The 19455-nt window shown below is 72.5% G+C and carries 23 protein-coding genes; 13 read left to right on the forward strand and 10 right to left on the reverse strand.

What is annotated here, in order from left to right; genetic code table 11:
* Positions 1-115: 115 nt before the first annotated feature.
* From MWU57_RS02525 to MWU57_RS02535, 3 genes are all read right to left on the reverse strand, one after another.
* Positions 116-1312 (reverse strand): SPFH domain-containing protein, encoded by a 1197-nt coding sequence (locus MWU57_RS02525; protein ID WP_246907090.1) that lies wholly within the window; start codon positions 1310-1312, stop codon positions 116-118.
* 29 nt (positions 1313-1341) lie between these two features.
* Complete coding sequence (locus tag MWU57_RS02530) at positions 1342-1821, reverse strand: NfeD family protein (protein WP_106269693.1); 480 nt, start codon at positions 1819-1821, stop codon at positions 1342-1344.
* Between the two features lie 68 nt (positions 1822-1889).
* Positions 1890-2687, reverse strand: coding sequence for an ABC transporter ATP-binding protein (locus MWU57_RS02535; RefSeq protein WP_246907092.1), 798 nt, complete (start codon positions 2685-2687; stop codon positions 1890-1892).
* A gap of 119 nt (positions 2688-2806) precedes the next feature.
* Between MWU57_RS02535 and MWU57_RS02540 the strand changes: the two genes are divergently transcribed.
* Entirely contained in the window at positions 2807-3574 is a 768-nt protein-coding gene (locus MWU57_RS02540; protein ID WP_246907093.1) for a hypothetical protein, read from the forward strand.
* 26 nt (positions 3575-3600) lie between these two features.
* Here the strand turns inward: MWU57_RS02540 and glgA are convergent, their stop codons facing one another.
* Entirely contained in the window at positions 3601-4836 is a 1236-nt protein-coding gene (gene glgA, locus MWU57_RS02545; RefSeq protein WP_246907131.1) for a glycogen synthase, read from the reverse strand.
* An 80-nt stretch (positions 4837-4916) separates the two neighbouring features.
* On the opposite strand from glgA, the gene glgC reads away from it, so the two are divergent.
* Both glgC and serB read left to right on the forward strand, forming a co-directional pair.
* Positions 4917-6161, forward strand: a complete 1245-nt coding sequence (gene glgC, locus MWU57_RS02550) for a glucose-1-phosphate adenylyltransferase (RefSeq protein WP_106269792.1) — start codon at positions 4917-4919, stop codon at positions 6159-6161.
* Positions 6154-6867 (forward strand): phosphoserine phosphatase SerB, encoded by a 714-nt coding sequence (serB, locus tag MWU57_RS02555; protein WP_281495148.1) that lies wholly within the window; start codon positions 6154-6156, stop codon positions 6865-6867. Before glgC ends, serB begins: the two co-directional genes overlap by 8 nt.
* Here the strand turns inward: serB and MWU57_RS02560 are convergent.
* The 3 genes from MWU57_RS02560 to fabG form a co-directional block, all read right to left on the reverse strand.
* A complete protein-coding gene (locus tag MWU57_RS02560) occupies positions 6864-7376 on the reverse strand; it encodes a histidine phosphatase family protein (protein ID WP_246907095.1) in 513 nt (170 codons plus the stop codon). The genes serB and MWU57_RS02560 overlap by 4 nt on opposite strands.
* Before the next feature lie 61 nt (positions 7377-7437).
* Positions 7438-8205, reverse strand: coding sequence for an enoyl-ACP reductase FabI (fabI, locus tag MWU57_RS02565; protein WP_106269795.1), 768 nt, complete (start codon positions 8203-8205; stop codon positions 7438-7440).
* Between the two features lie 59 nt (positions 8206-8264).
* Complete coding sequence (gene fabG, locus MWU57_RS02570) at positions 8265-8987, reverse strand: 3-oxoacyl-ACP reductase FabG (RefSeq protein ID WP_246907096.1); 723 nt, start codon at positions 8985-8987, stop codon at positions 8265-8267.
* 173 nt (positions 8988-9160) lie between these two features.
* On the opposite strand from fabG, the gene MWU57_RS02575 reads away from it, so the two are divergent.
* The 3 genes from MWU57_RS02575 to MWU57_RS02585 are packed head-to-tail and all read left to right on the forward strand — an operon-like array spanning position 9161 to position 10667.
* Positions 9161-9547, forward strand: a complete 387-nt coding sequence (locus MWU57_RS02575; protein WP_106269797.1) for a DUF3099 domain-containing protein — start codon at positions 9161-9163, stop codon at positions 9545-9547.
* On the forward strand, positions 9547-9786 hold the full coding sequence (locus tag MWU57_RS02580; RefSeq protein ID WP_106269798.1) for a hypothetical protein: 240 nt from the start codon (positions 9547-9549) through the stop codon (positions 9784-9786). The genes MWU57_RS02575 and MWU57_RS02580 overlap by 1 nt, the downstream gene beginning before the upstream one ends.
* A complete protein-coding gene (locus MWU57_RS02585) occupies positions 9783-10667 on the forward strand; it encodes an SURF1 family protein (RefSeq protein WP_243401162.1) in 885 nt (294 codons plus the stop codon). The genes MWU57_RS02580 and MWU57_RS02585 overlap by 4 nt, the downstream gene beginning before the upstream one ends.
* Before the next feature lie 26 nt (positions 10668-10693).
* On the opposite strand, the gene MWU57_RS02590 is transcribed toward MWU57_RS02585, so the two are convergent.
* Positions 10694-12292, reverse strand: coding sequence for an ABC-F family ATP-binding cassette domain-containing protein (locus MWU57_RS02590; protein ID WP_106269799.1), 1599 nt, complete (start codon positions 12290-12292; stop codon positions 10694-10696).
* Positions 12293-12510: 218 nt separating this feature from the next.
* Between MWU57_RS02590 and MWU57_RS02595 the strand changes: the two genes are divergently transcribed.
* From MWU57_RS02595 to MWU57_RS02625, 7 genes are read left to right on the forward strand one after another with little or no spacing between them, the layout of a single operon-like run.
* Positions 12511-12954, forward strand: a complete 444-nt coding sequence (locus tag MWU57_RS02595) for a potassium channel family protein (RefSeq protein ID WP_246907097.1) — start codon at positions 12511-12513, stop codon at positions 12952-12954.
* On the forward strand, positions 12951-14336 hold the full coding sequence (locus tag MWU57_RS02600) for an APC family permease (RefSeq protein ID WP_207767767.1): 1386 nt from the start codon (positions 12951-12953) through the stop codon (positions 14334-14336). Before MWU57_RS02595 ends, MWU57_RS02600 begins: the two co-directional genes overlap by 4 nt.
* Entirely contained in the window at positions 14333-14725 is a 393-nt protein-coding gene (locus MWU57_RS02605) for a tRNA-dihydrouridine synthase (protein WP_243401163.1), read from the forward strand. The genes MWU57_RS02600 and MWU57_RS02605 overlap by 4 nt, the downstream gene beginning before the upstream one ends.
* A gap of 37 nt (positions 14726-14762) precedes the next feature.
* Complete coding sequence (locus tag MWU57_RS18305) at positions 14763-15185, forward strand: DUF350 domain-containing protein (protein WP_106269802.1); 423 nt, start codon at positions 14763-14765, stop codon at positions 15183-15185.
* A complete protein-coding gene (locus tag MWU57_RS02615) occupies positions 15185-16417 on the forward strand; it encodes a glutathionylspermidine synthase family protein (RefSeq protein WP_106269803.1) in 1233 nt (410 codons plus the stop codon). Before MWU57_RS18305 ends, MWU57_RS02615 begins: the two co-directional genes overlap by 1 nt.
* 16 nt (positions 16418-16433) lie before the next feature.
* Positions 16434-17933 (forward strand): DUF2809 domain-containing protein, encoded by a 1500-nt coding sequence (locus MWU57_RS02620; RefSeq protein ID WP_246907098.1) that lies wholly within the window; start codon positions 16434-16436, stop codon positions 17931-17933.
* A 32-nt stretch (positions 17934-17965) separates the two neighbouring features.
* On the forward strand, positions 17966-18502 hold the full coding sequence (locus tag MWU57_RS02625; RefSeq protein ID WP_246907099.1) for a DUF1697 domain-containing protein: 537 nt from the start codon (positions 17966-17968) through the stop codon (positions 18500-18502).
* Between the two features lie 85 nt (positions 18503-18587).
* Here the strand turns inward: MWU57_RS02625 and MWU57_RS02630 are convergent, their stop codons facing one another.
* Positions 18588-18953: a metal-sulfur cluster assembly factor gene (locus MWU57_RS02630; protein ID WP_106269806.1), complete on the reverse strand. Its 366-nt coding sequence runs from the start codon at positions 18951-18953 to the stop codon at positions 18588-18590.
* A complete protein-coding gene (sufU, locus tag MWU57_RS02635) occupies positions 18946-19452 on the reverse strand; it encodes a Fe-S cluster assembly sulfur transfer protein SufU (RefSeq protein WP_246907100.1) in 507 nt (168 codons plus the stop codon). Before sufU ends, MWU57_RS02630 begins: the two co-directional genes overlap by 8 nt.
* Positions 19453-19455: the final 3 nt, after the last annotated feature.

The raw sequence follows: 19455 nt of genomic DNA on the forward strand, positions 1-19455 counted from the left end.
GCACTCACTCCGCAAGTGGTCCCGGCAGCGTGCAGCACGACGCAGCCCCGCCGCCCGCGAGGGCGACGGGGCTGCGACGGCCGACGTCTCCGGCGGTGCCGGACGACGACTCAGGTCACTGCTGCGGCGGAGGCGGCTTGCCCTCGTCGTCCGTGCCGAGCGTGCGCGGCTGCGTCGGGGCGGGCGGAGCCGGCGGCTGCTCCCCTGCCGGGCGCTGGCCGCGCTCGACACCACGCTCGAACGGCGCACCGGAACGAGTGCCCGAGCTCGTGGCGTCGGCGGTGGCGGCCTGGGCCTGGCGGCGGGCCTCGGCGAGCGCCTCGCCCGGGTCCTGCAGCCCGGACCGACCCAGCGCAGCGCGCACGGCGGCGCTCACGCCGCTGCCGCTGTCGTCGTCGTCCGACGGCTCCGCGGGGATGCCGGGCGTGCCGGGCGTGCCGCCGAAGCCCTTGGCGATCGAGCCGAGCGCCGCCGTGAACTCCGTCGGGACGACCCACAGCTTGGAGGACGAGCCGTTGGCGATCTCCGGCAGCATCTGCAGGTACTGGTAGGCGAGCAGCTTGGGGTCCGGGTTGCCCTCGTGGATGGCACCGAACACCTGCAGGATGGCCCGCGCCTCACCCTCGGCCGTGAGGATCGCCGCCTGGGCGTCACCCTCGGCCTTGAGGATCTGCGACTGCTTCTCACCCTCGGCCGTGAGGATCGCCGACTGCTTGACACCCTCGGCGGTGAGGATGGTGGCACGACGGTCACGCTCGGCACGCATCTGCTGCTCCATCGCACCCTGGACGGAGGCCGGCGGGTCGATGGACTTCAGCTCGACGCGGTTGACGCGCACGCCCCACCGGCCGGTCGCCTCGTCCAGCACGCCGCGGAGCTGACCGTTGATCTGGTCACGGCTGGTCAGCGTCTGCTCGAGGTCCATGGAGCCGACGACGTTACGCAGCGTGGTCACCGTGAGCTGCTCGATACCGCTGATGTAGTTGGCGATCTCGTAGACCGCGGACTTGGGCTCGGTCACCTGGAAGTAGATGACCGTGTCGATGCTGACCACGAGGTTGTCCGAGGTGATCACCGGCTGGGGCGGGAACGACACGACCTGCTCGCGCAGGTCGACGCCGGCACGCACCTTGTCGATGAAGGGGATCAGCCAGTGCAGGCCCGGCTCGAAGGTCTTCTCGTACCGGCCCAGGCGCTCGATGATCAGCGCCGTCGCCTGCGGGACGATCTGCACCATCTTGAACAGCGCCACCACCACGAAGATGACGACGATGACCAGCAAGATGGTGAGGACGATTGTTCCTGGTTCCACGAGTTCTCTTTCCGTTGGGGACGCCGTCGTCAGACGGTTCCGTCGGCGTTCTGGCTCGTCGCCCCGGCCGGTGCGACCACCGCCGTCGCGCCGTCGATCTTCACGACCCGGACCTCGACGCCCTCCGGGACACGACCGGTGCTGTTCGGCAGACCGTCGTCGACCAGCCGAGCCGACCACACCTCGCCGGAGAGCTTGACGCGACCGCCGAGCTCGGTGACCTCGGAGATGACCACGGCCGTCCGGCCCACCTGGGCGGCGGCGTTCGTCTCGACCAGGACCGTCCGGCGGCGCAGGTTCTGCAGCAGCCACGGGCGCAGGGTGACGATCAGCAGGACCGCCACGACGCAGGCGACGATGACCTGGAGCCAGAAGGGGCCGCCCGCCGCGGCGGTGATCCCGCCGGCGACCGCACCACCGGCGAGCATGATGAAGACGAGGTCGAGCGAGAGCATCTCCACGACGGCGAGGACGAGGGCCCCGCCGATCCACCACACCCAGCCGTCCATGGCTACCTCCGACCGCAGCGTCTGCTTTGCTCTGAATTTACCAAATTATCGCCGGGATGTGCAGCGCTTCAGCGTCCGGCGGGTCGCGCCGCCCGGGCCAGCCAACGACCGCCCCCGTGGGCGACCAGCAGGTCCATCCCGAAGGCGCGTGAGAGGTTCTCCGACGTCAGGACCTCCTCCAGCGGCCCGGCCGCCTCGACCTTGCCGTCGCCCAGGAGCAGCAGGTGCGTGAAGCCGGGCGGGATCTCCTCGACGTGGTGGGTGACCACGACCAGCACCGGCGAGGCCTCGTCGCCCGCGAGCTCGGCCAGCGCACCGACGAGCTCCTCGCGTCCCGCGACGTCGAGACCGGCGGCCGGCTCGTCGAGGAGCAGCACCTCCGGGTCGGTCATGAGCGCGCGGGCGATCTGCACACGCTTGCGCTCGCCCTCGCTGAGCGTGCCGTAGCGCCGGTCCGCGAGGTCCGCGACGTCGAACGCGCCGAGCAGCGCCAGCGCCTGCTCGGTGTCCAGCTCCTCGTACTCCTCACGCCAGCGTCCGGTCACGCCGTACGCGGCGGTCACCACGACGTCACGCACCGATTCGTGGTGCGGGATCTTGTCGGCGAGCGCCGCGGAGGAGAACCCGATCCGGGGGCGGAGCTCGAAGACGTCGACGCGTCCCAGCCGCTCACCCAGCAGGTCGACGGTGCCCGCCGTCGGGTGCGAACGCGCCGCGAGGATCTGCAGCAGCGTCGTCTTGCCGGCCCCGTTGGGGCCGAGGACGATCCAGCGCTCCCCCTCGGAGACGGTCCAGTCGACGGAGTCGACGATCGTGGAGGTGCCGCGTCGGACGGTGACGCCCTGCAGGTCGAGTACCGCGCTCATGAGGCCCGACCCTACCGGAGCGAGGAACGCTCCCGGCCCACCCACGGCGGGGCCGCCGGGACGGTCCACGAAGCGTCGCGACGGGCGCCGGGGCACGTCAGGCGTCTATCGTGCGAGGCGTGAGCGAGACCACCACCCTGCCCCGCAGCGTCGTGCTGGCGCTGTGGCTCCAGGCGCTCGGCGCGTCGCACGGACTGGCGGTGCGGTCGGTGACCGAGGACGACGAGCCGCACGTCGTCCTCGGCCTGCCCGGCGCCGAGGCCGAGCAGGTGACCCTGAAGGAGCTCGTCGCCACCTTCTCCGACGGACCGCGGGAGGTCTGCGCCGTCCTGCCCGCGCCGGGGGACCCGTCAGGGGTCCCGGCGGCGGCCACGGCCGCCGCCACCGAGTCCGGCGAGTGCCTGCTCGTGACGACTTCCGCCGGTTCGTGGGCGGCGGTGCCCCGGGTCACCCCGTTCGGCTCGGCGCTCGAGCCGGGTCACCTGGTGACGTGGGAGGTCGTGGAGGTCCCGCCGTGGTCCACGCTCCTGGCGGGGACGCTCGGGTCGCTCGCCGACGCCGAACGCGAGCTGCGCAGCAGCCTCGTCGTCGCGACCGAGGCGCTCGACTCGCTCGACGTCGCCCGGTGGCGCGACGACGCCGCGGACGCGATCGAGCGGGTCCGGAGCTCGAGCACCGCGAGCTGGCCCGTGCCCGACCTCGACGGGCGCCGGGCACGGGTCATGCAGCTCGCCACGCGCCTGCTGGCCATCGTGGACCTGGCGACCGACGACGACGGCGCGGCGGTCAACGTCTGGCAGGCCGACCAGCGCTCGACCGCCCTGCGCGAGGTCGAGCGCACGGCGCGGCGAGCGCTGAGCGCCGCCACCTACGCAGCGGTGCCCTGACGGTTCAGGGCACCGCAGCACGGGGGTCAGCGGCCCCGCGCCACCGTCTCGACCTCCAGCACCGACCGGTACACGTCCATCGTGCGTTCGGCGATCGACGTCCACGCGAAGTGTTCCTCGGCGCGGCGGCGGCCCGCGGCACCCATCGCGGCGGCGCGGGCCGGGTCGCCGACGACGGCGGTCAGGGCCGCGGCCAGCTCGCTCACCCAGCGCTCGGGGTCCAGCGGCGTCCCGGTGCCGTCGTCCGCCTGCTCGATCGGCACGAGCACGCCGGTGACGCCGTCGTCGACCACCTCGGGGATGCCGCCCGTCGCGGTGGCCACCACGGGCAGGCCCACGGCCATGGCCTCGAGGTTGACGATGCCGAGCGGCTCGTAGACCGAGGGGCACGCGAAGACGGTCGAGGCGGCGAGGACGGCGCACAGGTCCTGGCGCGGCAGCATCTCCTCGATCCACACCACGCCGGCCCCCGCTCCCCCGCCGCGCGCGGCGCGCAGGTCGTCCACCAGCGCCCGGACCTCCGCCATGATCTCCGGCGTGTCCGGGGCGCCGGCGCAGAGGACCACCTGGACCTCGCGCGGGAGCCGGGCCGCGGCGCGCAGGAAGTCCGGCAGCCCCTTCTGCCGGGTGATGCGCCCGACGAACACCACGGCCGGGCGCCCCACGTCGATGCCGTGCTGCCCCGCGACGCGCGCCACGACGTCGTCGGACGGCCGCACCCAGCCGTCCAGGTCGATGCCGTTGTGGACGACGTGCACCCGGTCCGGGTCGAGCTCGGGGTAGCAGCGCAGGATGTCGTCGCGCATGCCGGCGGAGACCGCGACGATCCCGGCCGCCCCGAGGTAGGCCGTGCGCTCGGCCCAGCTCGACACGGCGTAGCCGCCGCCGAGCTGCTCGGCCTTCCAGGGACGCAACGGCTCGAGCGAGTGCGCCGTGACCACGTGCGGGACCCCGTGCAGCAGGCTGCCGAGGTGCCCGGCCATGTTCGCGTACCAGGTGTGCGAGTGCACCACGTCGGCGCCGGCGACGTCGTCGGCCATCGCCAGGTCCACGCCGAGCGTGCGGAGCGTCGCGTTCGCCCCCGCCAGGGTGGCGGGCTCGTCGTAGCCGGTCACGTGCTCGGCGTCGGCGCGGGGGCCGTCGAAGCAGCGCACGCGGACGTCCGCGTGGGGACGCAGGACGGCGGAGAGCTCGGCGACGTGCACGCCGGCGCCGCCGTAGACGTGCGGCGGGAACTCACGGGTCAGCAGGTCGATCCTCAGCGGGGTGCTCACGCACCTCAACGTAGCGCTCCCGGCCGCGTCGTGCGGCATGCGCCGCCCCGAGGTCCTAGGGTCGGGGCATGGCGTCGTCACATCCCCGGGTCCTGGCCATCGTCCTCGCCGGCGGAGAGGGCAAGCGACTCATGCCGCTCACTGCCCAGCGCGCCAAACCCGCCGTCCCGTTCGGCGGCATCTACCGACTGGTCGACTTCGCCCTGTCGAACATCATCAACTCGCGCTACCTGCAGGTCATCGTGCTGACGCAGTACAAGTCGCACTCGCTGGACCGGCACATCTCCAAGACGTGGCGCATGTCCCCGCTGCTGGGCAACTACGTCTCGTCCGTGCCGGCGCAGCAGCGCGTCGGCAAGCACTGGTACCTCGGCTCGGCGGACGCGATCTACCAGTGCCTGAACATCATCGACGACGAGCGGCCCGACATCGTCGTCGTGGTCGGTGCCGACCACGTCTACCGGATGGACTTCTCGCAGATGGTCGACGCGCACGTCGAGTCGGGCGCCCGCGCCACCGTCGCCGCGATCCGCCAGCCGATCGCGCTGGCGGACCAGTTCGGCGTCATCGACGTCGAGCCGGAGGACCCGACGCGCATCCGCGACTTCCTCGAGAAGCCGGTGGCACCCGTCGGGCTGCCCGACTCCCCGCAGGAGGTGCTGGCCTCCATGGGCAACTACGTCTTCGACGCCGACGCCCTCGTCGAGGCGGTCACGAAGGACGCCGCCGATCCCGACTCCCGGCACGACATGGGCGGCGACATCGTCCCGGCCTTCGTCGAGGAGGGCACCGCCGGCGTGTACGACTTCATCCGCAACGAGGTCCCCGGTTCCACCGACCGGGACCGGGCGTACTGGCGTGACGTCGGGACGATCGACGCGTACTTCGACGCCAACAAGGACCTGATCGCGGTACAGCCGGTCTTCAACCTGTACAACGAGGACTGGCCGCTGTACACCGGCTACACCGGCCTGCCGCCGGCGAAGTTCGTCCACGCCGGCCCGGGGCGTCTCGGGCACGCGGCAGACTCGATCGTCTCACCAGGTGTCCTCGTCTCCGGCGCGACCGTCGCAGGGTCCATCCTGTCCCCGGGCGTGCACCTGCACTCCTGGGCGACGGTCACCGACTCCGTGGTGATGGACGGCGTCCAGGTGCACCGGCACGCCCAGGTGCACCGCGCCATCCTCGACAAGTTCGTGGTGGTGGACGAACGGGCCCGGATCGGCGTCGACCACGAGGAGGACCGGGCCCGGGGCTTCACCGTCACCGACTCGGGGATCACCGTCGTCCCGAAGGGTTCCCACGTTGCCTGAGAGCGCCCCCGCCGCGCCCCGTCCCCGCCCGTCCGGCCCGCCGCGTCGTCGCCGACTCGTCGTGACCGACGTCGACTCGACCTTCGTCACGCAGGAGGTCATCGAGCTCATCGCCGAGCACGCCGGCACCCGGCACGAGGTGGCCGCCGTGACCGAGCGCGCCATGCGGGGCGAGCTCGACTTCGCCGCCTCGCTGCGCGAGCGCGTCGCCACCTTCGCCGGTGTGCCGGTGTCCGCGCTCGACGCGGTGCGCGAGGCGGTGGTCCTGATGCCCGGCGCCGCCGAGCTCACGGCCGAGGTCCAGCGCCGCGGGTGGGAGATCGGCCTCGTCTCGGGCGGGTTCGCCGAGATCCTCGCCCCGCTCGCGGCATCGCTCGGGATCACCCGCTGGCGGGCGAACCGCCTGGAGGTGGCCGACGGCGTCCTCACCGGCCGGACCGTGGGCCCGGTCGTGGACCGTGCCGACAAGGAGGCCACCCTGCGCGAGTGGGCGGCCGAGCTGGACCTGGACATGGTCGACACCGTCGCGGTGGGCGACGGCGCCAACGACCTCGATATGATCCGCGCCGCCGGGATCGGCATCGCGTTCGCCGCGAAGCCGCTCGTGCGCGAGCAGGCGCCCTACCGGCTCGACGGGCCGAGGCTCGACGAGGTGCTGCGCGTGATCGACGAGGTCGACGCCGCCGCCTCGGCAGCCCGGGCCTAGCTCGGGCGGCCGACCCGCAGCAGCGTGGCCGACCGCTTGCCCCACTCCGACCACGGCTGCTTGGTGGCGTGCAGCACCGAGTAGGTCGCCGTCGGCACCCCGACACGGACCTGGGCCAGTGCGGCGTCGTCCGACGACTTGTCGGCGAGGTAGGCGGCGGTGGCCGCCATCGTGGGCTCGTGCCCGATGACCAGCAGCGTCCTGACCTCCGGGTCCACGTCCCTGACCAGCGCGAGCACGTCGGCGATGCTGGCCGCGTAGAGCTCGTCGCGCACCTCGGCGGCGAGGTGGTTGCGCTCGCCATGGTTGCCCAGGTGGGCACGGGCGAGCTCCCAGGTCTGGCGGGTGCGCAGCGCGGAGGACACGATCGTGAGGTCGGGAACCAGACCGGCCGCCGTCAGGGCCATCCCGACCCGGCCCGCCTGCTTGCGGCCGTTCAGCGCGAGCGCGCGATCCGCGTCGAGCACGGCGCCCTTGCCGGGCTCGGCCTTGGCGTGCCGAAGCAGCACGAGCCGACGTCCCTTATCCGGGACGTCGACCGCGTGCTTCGGCTGCTTCACAGGACCTCGCTCACTGACCCATCGCGTGGACGCCGCCGTCCACGTGCACGATCTCGCCCGTGGTCGCAGGGAACCAGTCGGACAGCAACGCGACGACCGCGCGGGCCGCCGGCTCCGCCGTCGTCTGGTCCCAGCCGAGGGGCGCGCGGCGCGGCCACGCGTCCTCCATGGCCTCGAAGCCGGGAATGGACTTGGCGGCTGTCGTGCGGATCGGCCCCGCGGAGACCAGGTTGGCCCGGATGCCCGACGGGCCCAGGTCGCGGGCGAGGTACCGGTTGGCGGACTCGAGCCCGGCCTTCGCGACGCCCATCCAGTCGTAGACGGGCCAGGCGAACCCGGCGTCGAAGGTGAGCCCGACGTAGGCACCACCGTCGGTCATCAGCGGCTGGGCCGCCGTGATGAGCGACTTGTACGAGAAGGTCGAGACCTGCACCGCGGTGGCGACGTCGTCCCATCCCGCCGAGAGGAAGTTGCCCCCCATCACGCTCTGCGGCGCGAAGCCGATCGAGTGCACGACGCCGTCGAGCCGGTCGGTGTGCTCCCGCACCTGGTCGGCGAGCGAGTCCAGGTCCTCGGAGCTGGTCACGTCGAGCTGGACGACCGGCGCGGTCACGGGAAGCCGCTTGGCGAACGCCTGGGTCAGCTTCATCTGCCGACCGAACGACGTCAGGACGATCTCCGCGCCCTCCTCCTGGGCGAGCCGCGCCGCGTGGAAAGCGATCGAGCTGTCCGTCAGGACGCCCGTGATGAGCAGCTTCTTGCCGTCGAGCAGAGCCATGGTGACCTTTCAGTAAAGTTCTGGTGGGAGCGTATCGGGCGATGCGCCCGAGGGACAGTTCAGTGACCCATGCCGAGGCCGCCGTCGACCGGCACCACAGCACCGGAGACGTAGCCCGCGGCGTCCGACGCGAGGAACTCCACCACGCCGGCGACCTCGTCCGGTGTCGCGAACCGACCGGCGGGGATCGAGTCCCGGTACTTCTTCTGGGTGTCCTCGGGCAGCGCGGCGGTCATGTCGGTCTCCACGAAACCGGGGGCGACCACGTTGGCCGTGATCCCGCGACCACCGAGCTCGCGGGTGATCGACCGGGCCATGCCCACGAGCGCGGCCTTCGTCGCGGAGTAGTTGACCTGACCGGGACCGCCGTAGAGCCCGACGACCGACCCGATCAGCACGATCCGTCCCGACCGGGCCCGGATCATCGGCTTGGAGGCGCGCCGCACGCAGCGGAACGTCCCCGTGAGGTTCACGTCGACGACCTGTTCGAACTCCTCGTCGCTCATCCGCATCAGCAGCTGGTCGCGGGTCACGCCCGCGTTGGCGACCAGCACCGTGGGCGTGCCGAGCTGCGCCTCGATCTCGCCGAACGCGGCGTCGACCGCCGCGCTGTCCGTGACGTCCGCCACGAATCCGTGGACGCCCTCCGGCAGGTCGCCGCCCCGGTAGATCGTCGCGACCGTGTCCCCGGCGGCGACGAATCGCTCGGCGATCGAGCGACCGATGCCGCGCGCGGCCCCGGTCACGACGACCACACGGCCGGATGCTGCCTGCTCTGCCACGGGATGCTCCTCTCGACGACGGACCTGCGGCCCGGGTGCACGGCGGTGCGCCTGTGCGACCGTACCCCGGTGCCGGACCTGTCCCGCGCTGACGCCGAGGCACACGTCGTCGGACGGGATTGTCGGATTCCTCCAAAGACCGAGCAGCGTGTGAGCGGCCGTAGACTGGACGGGTGAGCACGCCCCGGCCTCACGAGGTCCCCTCGATCACGGGCGTCCCGGCGAGTCTCGCCGAGGACCAGAGTCGGCGCCTGCGCCAGTACCTGCTCCAGATGGGACTGCGGATCGTCCTGATCCTGGCTGCCGCTCTCCTCGTGGAAGGCTGGCTGATGTGGGTCTGCTTCGCCGGCGCCGTCGTGCTGCCATACTCTGCGGTGCTGCTCGCCAACGCCGGTCGCGACCGCTCCACGCGGGAGTCCTCCGGCGTACCGGCCACCCCGCCTGCACAGCCTCGCCAGATCGAGGCGACCACCGTTCCCCTGGAGGACCCGGGCGTGCGCGTGGTGGAGCACACCGACGACCCGCCGTCGACCGGGACAGCCGACCGGAAGGACGACTGATGGACGTGCTCGGACTGGGCGCCGACCCCGTGGCCGCCGACGAGCTCGTGTGCTCCGCCAAGGGCTGTCGCGCCGAGGCCCGCTGGGGCCTGCTGTGGAACAACCCGAGGCTCCACACGCCCGAACGCCGCAAGGTGTGGCTCGCCTGCGACGACCACCGCGAGCACCTCGAGCAGTTCCTCGGCGCGCGGTCTTTCTGGAAGCAGACCGTGCCCGTCGGCGAGCTGGAGCACGTGTGAAGCGGACCCGTCGGCAGTGGGTCACGCTCGGTCTCGCCGCGGTGCTGCTCGCCGCCCTGTGCGTGCTCGCGGCGTTCTGGCAGTGGCACCGGTACACCGACCGCCAGGAGCAGATCGACCTCGTCGACGCGAACTACGCCGCGCAGCCCGTGCCGCTGGAGGAGCTCGTCGCCGGTCCCGGGTCGACGCTCGCGGCCGACGACGTGTGGCGGCCCGCCGTCGTCGTCGGCGAGTACGTTCCCGAGGACACGGTGCTCCTGCGCAACCGTCCGGTCAACGGCACCCCCGGCTTCCACCTGCTGGTGCCGCTGCGCACCGAGCTCGGCGGCGAGCCCGTGGTGATCGTCGTCGACCGCGGGTTCGTCCCGCTCGGCGCCGACGCCAGCGAGGCCGCCTCCGTCCCCGACCCCCCGGCCGGCCAGGTCGCCGTGACGGTCACGCTCCGCGCCGACGAGCCCGCCGCCGACCGTGGCGCCGAGGGCGGGACGGTGTCGCGGATCAACACCGAGCAGGTGCTGGCCGCCACGCAGGGCGCGAGCACGGCCGACGGCGGGACCGTCGGCGCGTACGGGCAGATGCGCAGCGAGGACCCGGCCGCCGACCAAGCCCTGGTCCCGGCGCCCCGGCCGGACACCGACCCCGGCTCCCACCTCAGCTACACGTTCCAGTGGGCGATCTTCGCCCTCGGTGCGGTCGGCGGCTTCGTGCTGCTGTGGCGGCGTGAGACGCGCGCTGCCACCGTCACCGCCGGCGAGCTCATCGCCGCCGAGGAACCCGAGGGATCCTCGCGGCCGCGCCGCGAGCGCCGCCGGCCACGCCGGGTGGACGAGGAGCACGAGGACGCGCTCGTCGACGCGGCGCGCCCGGGCCACCGGGGCTGACGCCACCGCGGCTCCGCACGGGCGCCTCAGGCGAGCGACACGAGCTCCGCGTAGTCGTCCGACCACAGGTCCTCGTCGCCGTCGGGCAGCAGCAGCACCCGCTCCGGGTTGAGCGCGTCGACGGCGCCGTCGTCGTGGGTGACCATGATGACGGCGCCCTCGTAGGTGTTCAGCGCACCCAGGATCTCGGCGCGCGAGGCCGGGTCGAGGTTGTTGGTCGGCTCGTCCAGGAGCAGGACGTTCGCGCTGGAGACGACGAGCGTGGCCAGGGCGAGCCGTGTCTTCTCCCCGCCGGACAGCACGTGCGCCGGCTTGTCGGCGTCGTCCCCGCTGAAGAGGAACGATCCGAGGGTGGTCCGCACCTGGGTGTCGGTGAGGTCCGGTGCACTGTGCCGCAGGTTCTCGACGACGGTGGCGTTCATGTCCAGCATGTCGTGCTCCTGGGCGTAGTAACCCATCTTGAGCCCGTGGCCCGGCAGGACCTCGCCGGTGTCCGGGGTCTCGACGCCGGCCAGGAGCCGCAGCATCGTCGTCTTGCCGGCGCCGTTGAGGCCGAGGATCACCACACGCGAGCCCCGGTCGATCGCCAGGTCGACGCCCGCGAACACCTCCAGGGAGCCGTAGCTCTTCGACAGCTCGCGAGCGGTGAGCGGGGTCTTCCCGCAGGGTGCCGGCTTCGGGAACCGCAGCGCGGCCACCTTGTCCGTCTGCCGCTCGCCCTCGGTGCCGGCGAGCATCCGTTCGGCGCGCTTGATCATGTTCTGCGCGGCGGTCGCCTTGGTCGCCTTGGCCCGCATCTTGTTGGCCTGCGCCAGCAGCGTGCCGGCCTTCTTCTCGGCGTTGGCACGCTCGCGACGGCGACGGCGCTCGTCCTGCTCGCGCTGACCGATGTAGGCGTCCCAGCCGAGGTTGTACTGGTCCAGCTCCCCACGGTTGGCATCCAGGTGGAAGACCTTGTTCACCGTCGCGCGCAGCAGCTCGACGTCGTGGGAGATCACGATGAACCCGCCGGAGTACGACTTGAGGTAGTCGCGCAGCCAGACGATCGAGTCCGCGTCCAGGTGGTTGGTGGGCTCGTCCAGCAGCAGAGTGTCGACCCCCGAGAACAGGATCCGTGCCAGCTCGACGCGACGGCGCTGGCCACCGGACAGCGTGTGCAGGGGCTGGCCGAGGATGCGGTCGTCGAGCGCCAGGTTGCTGGTGATGCGGTGCGCCTCCGACTCGGCGGAGTAGCCGCCGGCCGCGAGGAACCGCGTCTCCAGCTTCGGGTAGCGCTCCATCGCCGCCGCCTGGACGTCGGCGTCCTCGCTGGCCATCTCCTTCTCCGCCAGCCGCATCTTGGCCACGATCTGGTCGAGGCCGCGCGCACTGAGGACCCGGTCCATCGCGACGACGTCGAGGTCCCCGGTGCGCGGGTCCTGCGGCAGGTAGCCGATCTCGTTGCCGCGCGTGATCGTGCCCCCGGCCGGCAAGGTCTCGCCCGCGAGGGTCTTGGTGAGCGTGGTCTTGCCGGCGCCGTTGCGGCCGACCAGGCCGATGCGGTCGCCCGGGGCCACGCGGAACGTGGCCTCGTGCAGCAGGACGCGGGCGCCGAAGCGCAGCTCGACGCCGTGGGCGGTGATCAAGGCAGAGGTGTCCTTCAGAAAGCAGGTTCGGGGGTCCGCGGCCAGTCTACGGTGCGGAGCCGCGCACGGCCGCGGCGCAGGTCACACCGAGAGACCGGGTCCTCCCGCACCGTGAGAGGCGTTGGACGACCGGCGCCGGTTACCCCTAGGCTGCGGCCCGCATCGCCGGTACCGACGTTCGGGCTGGTGAGAACGCCGAGGACGAAGGAGAGCCGGCAGTGATCCAGCACGTAACCGGTGTCGTGTCGTGGCTGTGCGACGCCGGCCGGCGGGTCGTGACGGCCATCGTCGCCAACGTCGCCGTGTGCGCCGGGGTGTTCGCCGTCCTGGAGGGCGTCGCCTACTTCGAGGGGCTGTACTGGGCGGTCACCACCGCCACCACCGCCGGGTACGGCGACCTCTCCCCCGCGACGACGGCAGGGCGGGTGACCGCCATGTGGCTGATGGTCTCCAGCGTGGCGCTGGTGGCCGTCGCGACCGCACGGCTCGCCGCCCGGCTCGTGCAGGATCCGCACCTCTTCTCCCACGAGGAGCAGGAGGAGCTCAAGGACGACGTCGACGACGTGCGGGACATGCTGGTCCGCGTGTGCGAGAAGCTGGACGTCCCCGTGCCGCAGTCGGTCGAGGAGTACCACCGCCCGACGCTCGAGACCGACCGGTGAACGCTCCGGACGCTCCGCCTGCGCCGGGTCTGCGTGCCGGGGTCGTCTCGCGTCTCGACTCGTCGGTGTTCGGGATCGCCTCGACCGCGCCGGCGTACTCGCTGGCCGTCACCGTCGGGGTGCTGGCCGCGGCGGTCGGCACGGCGTCGCCCACCGCGCTGCTGCTCTCCGCGGTGCCCGTCGTGCTCGTCGCGCTCTGCTTCCGTGAGCTCAACCGCGCGCAGCCGGACTGCGGCACCGCCTACTCCTGGGCGCAGCGTGCGCTCGGCCCGCGGACCGGCGCGCTCTCCGGCTGGCTCACCATCACCGCCTGCCTGCTGGTCATGGCGAACCTCGCCCTGGTCACCGCCGTCTACGCCTTCGAGCTGCTCGGCGCGGAGACCCTGGCCGACTCCCCGCTGGCCCGGGCGGCGGTCGGCTCCGTGGGCATCGTGGTGATGGCGTGGCTCGCCTACCGCGGCGTCCAGCTCGCCGCCCGGCTCCAGGCGGTGCTGGTGGTCATCGAGGTCGTCGCGCTGCTGTGGTTCGCTGCTCGTGCGCTGGCCGAGGCCGAACGGATCACCTGGCCGACGCTCCAGGCCACCGGGACCGGCGGCGTCGACGGCTGGAGCGCCGCCTTCCTCGCCGCCGTGTTCCTCTACTGGGGCTGGGACTCGTCGTTCTCGACGAACGAGGAGTCCGACGACCCTCGCGAGACACCCGGGGTCGCGGCCCTCGCGGCCAACGGCGTCCTCGTGGTGCTCTACGTCGTGGTCACCTGGGCAGCGATCACCTGGGCCGGCACCGACCGGCTGGCCGACGTCGCCGACGACGACTTCTTCGCGGTGCTCGCCGGGGACCTGATGGGCACCACGGGCGGCACGGTGCTCGTCGCGGCGGTGCTGGTCTCCGGACTGGCGTCGGCGCAGACGACGGTCCTGCCCACCACTCGTACGCTGCTCGCGATGGGACGGGACGGGGTCGGCTCGTCCCGGCTGGCGGGGATCTCGCGGCACGGCACGCCCTCGACCGCGACGTGGGTCTTCACGGTCGCGTCGGTCGGCCTGTACGTGCTGCTCGTGTGCACCTCGGAAGCCGTGCTGTGGGACTCCGTGGCAGCCACGGCGGTGCTGGTCTCCGGGTACTACCTCGTCACGGCGGTGGCCGCCCTGCGCTACCCCTACGCCGACGGCGTGCGGGCCCGCCCGCTGTGGCGTCTGGTCGTGCCGGGCCTCGCCGCCGTCGTCTTCGCCGGTGTCCTCGTCGTGTCCCTGTTCGACCTCAGCGCCGTCTCGCTGGGCGTCGTCGCCCTGTCCCTCGCGCTCGGTGCGCCGCTGCTGCGTGCGCGACGCACCGCCCCGATCCAGTCCCCGCACCCGACCCCCCAGGAGACCCGTCCGTGACGTTCCCAGCCCGCCGCCGTATGCGGAGCGCGTCGGTCACCCTCGGAGTGACCGCGCTCGTCGCCGCATCCCTCACCGGTTGCGCACCCGAGGCGGACAACCGCGCGATCTGCGTCGACCCGGAGACGACGGAACGCGTCGACGACGATCTCTGCGACGAGGACGACGACGACTACCACGGCTCAGCCACCGGCACCGGGGGCGGGCACTACTGGTACTACGTCCGGGCGGGCTCCCGCGCGCCGGCCGTCGGCTCGTCGTACGCGACGACCTCGGGCACGTTCGACTCCTCGACGTTGCGCGGATCGACGGCCAAGGGCGGGGTGTCCGCCGACGGCGGCACCGTCACGCGCGGCGGCTTCGGCGGCAGCGGCAAGTCCAGCTCCTGACCCGGCCATCGGCCCTCCACCCCCCGAAAGGCTCGACGTGATCGACCTCCTCTCCGCCCTCTCCTACGGTGCCGCCTACTGCGTCGTCGGCACCCTCGTGCTCATCGCGTCGTGGAAGGTGCTGGACCTCCTCACACCGGGCTCGCTCGGCGAGCACCTGCACCGCTCCCACTCGGCGGCCCTGGTGTCGGCCACGTGGATGGTGGCCCAGGGCTTCATCGTCTTCACCGCCATCTGGACCAACGCGGACTCGGCGTTCGGTGTGGCGCTCGCCTGGACGGTGGCGTTCAGCGTCGTCGGCGTGCTCCTGCAGGCGCTCGCCTGGCGCCTGGTCGATGCGGTCACACCGGGCACGCTGGGCGAGGAGGTCACCGTCCCCGGCCCCGTCGTGCCGCTGGCCGGCGTGAGCGCCGGCGTCATCGTCGCCGTCGCGCTCGTCGTGGTCGCCTCGATCGCCTGATGCGCCGCCACCCCATCACCCCGCGGCTCGGCTGGCGCTCGACGGTCGAGTCCCAGGGGCTGGTCTTCCCGGTCACGCCGGTGGAACGTGCCGACGGCACGACGGACGAGGTGCCGTACTGGCACGAGGCCGCCTGGTACGAGTTCTCGATGTCGGAGGTGGAGCAGCTCGAGGCGGCCACCGACGAGCTCTACGGCATGTGCCGCGAGGCCGCGGGCGAGATGGTGCGCCGCTACAGCGACACCGACCTGTGCCTGCCGAGCGGTTCGCTGGCGCTCGCTCAGGCGTCGCTCGACCGCGACGACCCGTCGGTGTACGCGCGCTTCGACCTCGTCTATGACGGCACCGGGCCCGCCAAGATGCTCGAGATCAACGGGGACACCCCCACGGGCCTGGTGGAGACGGCCGTCGCCCAGTGGAACTGGCTGGAGGACGTCTTCCCGTACCGCGACCAGTGGAACTCCGTGCACGACCGTCTGGTGCGCTGGTGGTCCGAGGAGCTGGCCGCCGGCCGCTACCCCGACGGCGTGCACTTCCTGCACTCGACGGTCGACGACTCCGGCGAGGAGGAGATGACCGTCACCTACCTGCGCGACACGGCCGCCCTGGCGGGTGCCCGGACGTTCGGGCACCCCATCGACCAGCTCGGCTGGACGACAGACGCCCGGGGCGGCCGGTTCGTCGACGACTTCGACCTGCCGGTGCGAGCGGCGTTCAAGCTGTACCCGTGGGAGGACATGGTGCACGAGCCCTTCGGGGCCCACGTCCTGGCGGGCGCCGAGGACCGGCCCGTGCAGTGGCTGGAGCCGGCGTGGAAGATGTTGCTGTCCACCAAGGCGATCCTGCCCGTGCTGTGGGAGATGTTCCCCGGGCACCCGAACCTGCTCCCCGCCTACCTCGGCGAGCCACGCGGGATGTCCGAGTGGGTCGCCAAGCCGCTGTGGGGCCGCGAGGGCGACAACGTCCACGTGCACGCCGCCGGCCTGGAACAGGTCAACGACGGCGACTACGGCGACCAGCCGCTCGTGTACCAGGAGTACGTCCCCCTGCCCGACTTCGACGGCAACCGCGTGGTCCTCGGGTCGTGGGTCGTCGGCGGGGTCGCCGCCGGATGCTTGGTGCGCGAGTCAGACGGCCCGGTCACCGACTACTACTCACGCGTCGTGCCGCACGTCATCGGGGACGCCCGCATGCCCGACGAGGCCCAGGTGCAGGCCTGGCTCGCGGAGTGATGGGTAGGGTTCACCCGTGACCTCGCCCGACGCCCGCGTCCCCCGCGCAGCATCGGCGGTGCTCGTCGTCGTGACCGTGCTCGCGGGGCTGGGCGGACGGCGGTGGTTGCCCGCCGACGTCGCCGGACCGCTCGGTGACGTCCTCTACGCGATGCTCGTCGTCTGGCTCGTGGTCCTGGTCTTCCCGCGCGCACCCCGTGGCCTGGCGTCCGCGACAGCACTCGCTCTCTGCACGGCGATCGAGCTGTCGCACCTCACCGAGTGGCCCGCAGCGCTGCTCGAGCGTCTGCCCGCCGCACGGTTCGTGCTGGGCACGACGTTCGGTGCGGCGGACCTCGCCTGGTACGCGCTCGGAGCGTTCCTGGGCGGTGCTCTGCTCGTCGTCGTCGGCGGACGTCCGGAGGCTGTCGACGAGGCGTTGCGGCACGTGCGTGCCGCGCGGGCCCGCCCGGCCGGCCGGCGCATCACGGCCTTCCTCGTCCCGCTCGCCCTGCTGGGCGTGGTCGCCGCCGCGGGGATCGGCGTCGGGCGGAGCCTGTCGATCGAGGCCGACGAGCTGGCCGCTCGGGTCGAGGTCGCGCAGGCCGAGCTCGACGGATCCGCCGACAAGGTCGCCGACGACGACGTCCGGTCGGCCCTGTCGACCGCGATCGACGACGCCGGCACCGTCCTGGAGGGCAGGCCGGTCCTCGACCGGCGGCCGGGCGACGCCACCGACGCCGGTGAGCGGCTCGAACGGGCCGTGACCGCGGTGCACGACTCCCGCCGCACGTTCGCGACGACCGCGGCGGCCGAGGTCCGGGAGACGTTCGCTCCCGTGCAGCGCAAGGCCGAACGCATCCTGACGGCCACCGACGAGCTGGCCGACGCCGGCCAGGCGGCCGACGAGTCCGCGAGGGCCGCGCTACGCGACGCCCTCGACGCGGCGACCGCCGCGCACACGACCACCGGACCGGACCACCTCACCGAGCTGCCGCTGGCCGAGCTGGAGGGCGTGGCGGGCGATCTGACCACGCGCCGCGACGACGTCGACCTCGCCACCCACGACCTGATGTCGGCCCAGGACGCCGCCGTCTGCCCCGAACCCGACCAGGTGTGGTTCCCGCAGGCAGGGAAGCTGACCGCGAAGCGTCTCGCGCCGATCCCGTGGGCACCGCAGCACTCCGTGCGGGCGGACCTGCTCGAGGGCCTCGTCGCGCTCGACGAGGCCTACCAGGCGGAGTTCGGCGAGCACCTCACCGTGAACTCCGGCTACCGCTCGTACGACGACCAGCTCGCGGTCTACAACCCGGACCAGCCGAACCCCCTCGCCGCTCCCCCCGGCTGCTCGAACCACGGGCTGGGCACCGCCGTCGACCTCAGCATGGGCCCCGAGAGCTTCGACGGCGCGCGGTACGCCTGGATGAAGGAGCACGCCGAGGAGTACGGCTGGACCCACCCGGCGTGGGCGGAGCCGGACGGCCGTCTCCCGGAGCCGTGGCACTGGGAGTCGGTCGAGACGCCGCTCGGCTACTGATCGAGGCCGGCCGCTTCACCTACGGTGGTGCCGTGACCGACTCACCGGAGAACCGTCCGTTCGTGGCCCTGCTGTGCGCCGTCAACGTGGGCGGCACCGGCAAGCTGCCGATGAGCGACCTGCGTGCGATGTGCGAGCGGATCGGGTTCGACGACGTGCGCACCTACATCGCGAGCGGGAACGTGCTGTTCTCCACCGGTCTCGACGCCGACGCAGCCCGCGACGCCCTCGAGGCCGCCCTGGACGAGTACGCGGGCAGGCCGGTGGGCGTCGTGCTCCGGACACCGGCCGAGGTGGCACGCGTCCGTGACGCGAACCCGTTCCCGTCCGCGGTGCCGAGCCGGGTCGGCGTGGTTTTCCTCGACGCGCCGCCCGACGCCGACACGGCCGGGCGTGCACGAGGAGTCTCCGACGAGGAGATCGCCCTGGGTGACCAGGAGATCTACGTGCACTACCCGCAGGGCATGGGGCGGAGCAGGCTGCACCTGCCCGGCGCGACCGGCCGAGCGACGACCCGGAACATGAATACGGTGACCAAGCTCGCCGCGCTCGCCGCCGAGCGGCCGTAGCGATGGCCGGCCGGTCGGCCTGGCGCACTCCCTGGACGCGGCCAAGGCCTTCACCCGACGTGCCGGCACACGTCAGGGCTGCGAGTCAGACGTTGAAGCCCAGCATCCGCAGCTGCTCGCGACCGTCGTCAGTGATCTTCTCCGGGCCCCACGGCGGCATCCAGACCCAGTTGATCCGGTGGCCGGAGACGAGCCCCTCGAGGGCCTGTGCCGACTGGTCCTCCAGGACGTCGGTGAGCGGGCACGCCGCCGACGTCAGGGTCATGTCGATCGTGGCGTGGTTGTTCTGGTCCACCTCGACGCCGTAGACGAGGCCGAGGTCGACGACGTTGATCCCGAGCTCGGGGTCGATGACGTCGCGCATGGCCTCCTCGACGTCAGCGGCGGTCGTCGCGCCCGGCGTCGGGCCGGCCGCTGCCGGCGCGGCCGTCTCGGTCGTGTTCTCAGTCATCGGTTCCTCCGGTGGGGTCGGCCAGCGCGCCGCTGCGCGCCAACGAGTCCTTGAGCGCTGCCCAGCCGAGCAGCGCGCACTTGATGCGGGCGGGGTACTGCGAGACGCCGGTGAACGCCTCACCGTCACCGAGGGCGTCGAGCGCCGCGTCGTCGTCCAGCCCCTTGCCACGCGAGGCCATGAGCGCGTGGAAGGTCGCGTCGAGCTGCCGCACGTCGGCGATCTCCCGGCCGGTCACGAGCTCCGTCATGACGGAGACGGAGGCCTGGGAGATCGAGCATCCCTGACCCTCCCACGACACGCCCGAGACCACCGCCGGACCGGCGTCGTCCGTCCGGACGTCGACCCGCAGGGTGACCTCGTCGCCGCACGTCGGGTTCACCTGGTGGGACTCGCCCGCCAGGTGCCCGGCGGCGGGCTCGACGAGGCCGCGACCGTGCGGGTGCTTCGCATGGTCGAGGATGACCTGCTGGTACATCTGCTCCAACGAGCCGCTCATGCG

Origin of the sequence: Isoptericola sp. S6320L (assembly GCF_023015685.1) — a bacterium.
GTDB lineage: Bacteria > Actinomycetota > Actinomycetes > Actinomycetales > Cellulomonadaceae > Isoptericola > Isoptericola halotolerans_A.

What these genes read in the sequence shown, in the direction of transcription:
- sufU (WP_246907100.1), bottom strand. Translation starts at nt 19,452, where the DNA reads ATGAGCGGCTCGTTGGAGCAGATGTACCAGCAGGTCATCCTCGACCAT.
- MWU57_RS02530 (WP_106269693.1), bottom strand. Translation starts at nt 1,821, where the DNA reads ATGGACGGCTGGGTGTGGTGGATCGGCGGGGCCCTCGTCCTCGCCGTC.
- fabI (WP_106269795.1), bottom strand. Translation starts at nt 8,205, where the DNA reads ATGGCTCTGCTCGACGGCAAGAAGCTGCTCATCACGGGCGTCCTGACG.
- MWU57_RS02615 (WP_106269803.1), top strand. Translation starts at nt 15,185, where the DNA reads ATGCGCCGCCACCCCATCACCCCGCGGCTCGGCTGGCGCTCGACGGTC.
- MWU57_RS02630 (WP_106269806.1), bottom strand. Translation starts at nt 18,953, where the DNA reads ATGACTGAGAACACGACCGAGACGGCCGCGCCGGCAGCGGCCGGCCCG.
- glgC (WP_106269792.1), top strand. Translation starts at nt 4,917, where the DNA reads ATGGCGTCGTCACATCCCCGGGTCCTGGCCATCGTCCTCGCCGGCGGA.
- MWU57_RS02535 (WP_246907092.1), bottom strand. Translation starts at nt 2,687, where the DNA reads ATGAGCGCGGTACTCGACCTGCAGGGCGTCACCGTCCGACGCGGCACC.
- MWU57_RS02580 (WP_106269798.1), top strand. Translation starts at nt 9,547, where the DNA reads ATGGACGTGCTCGGACTGGGCGCCGACCCCGTGGCCGCCGACGAGCTC.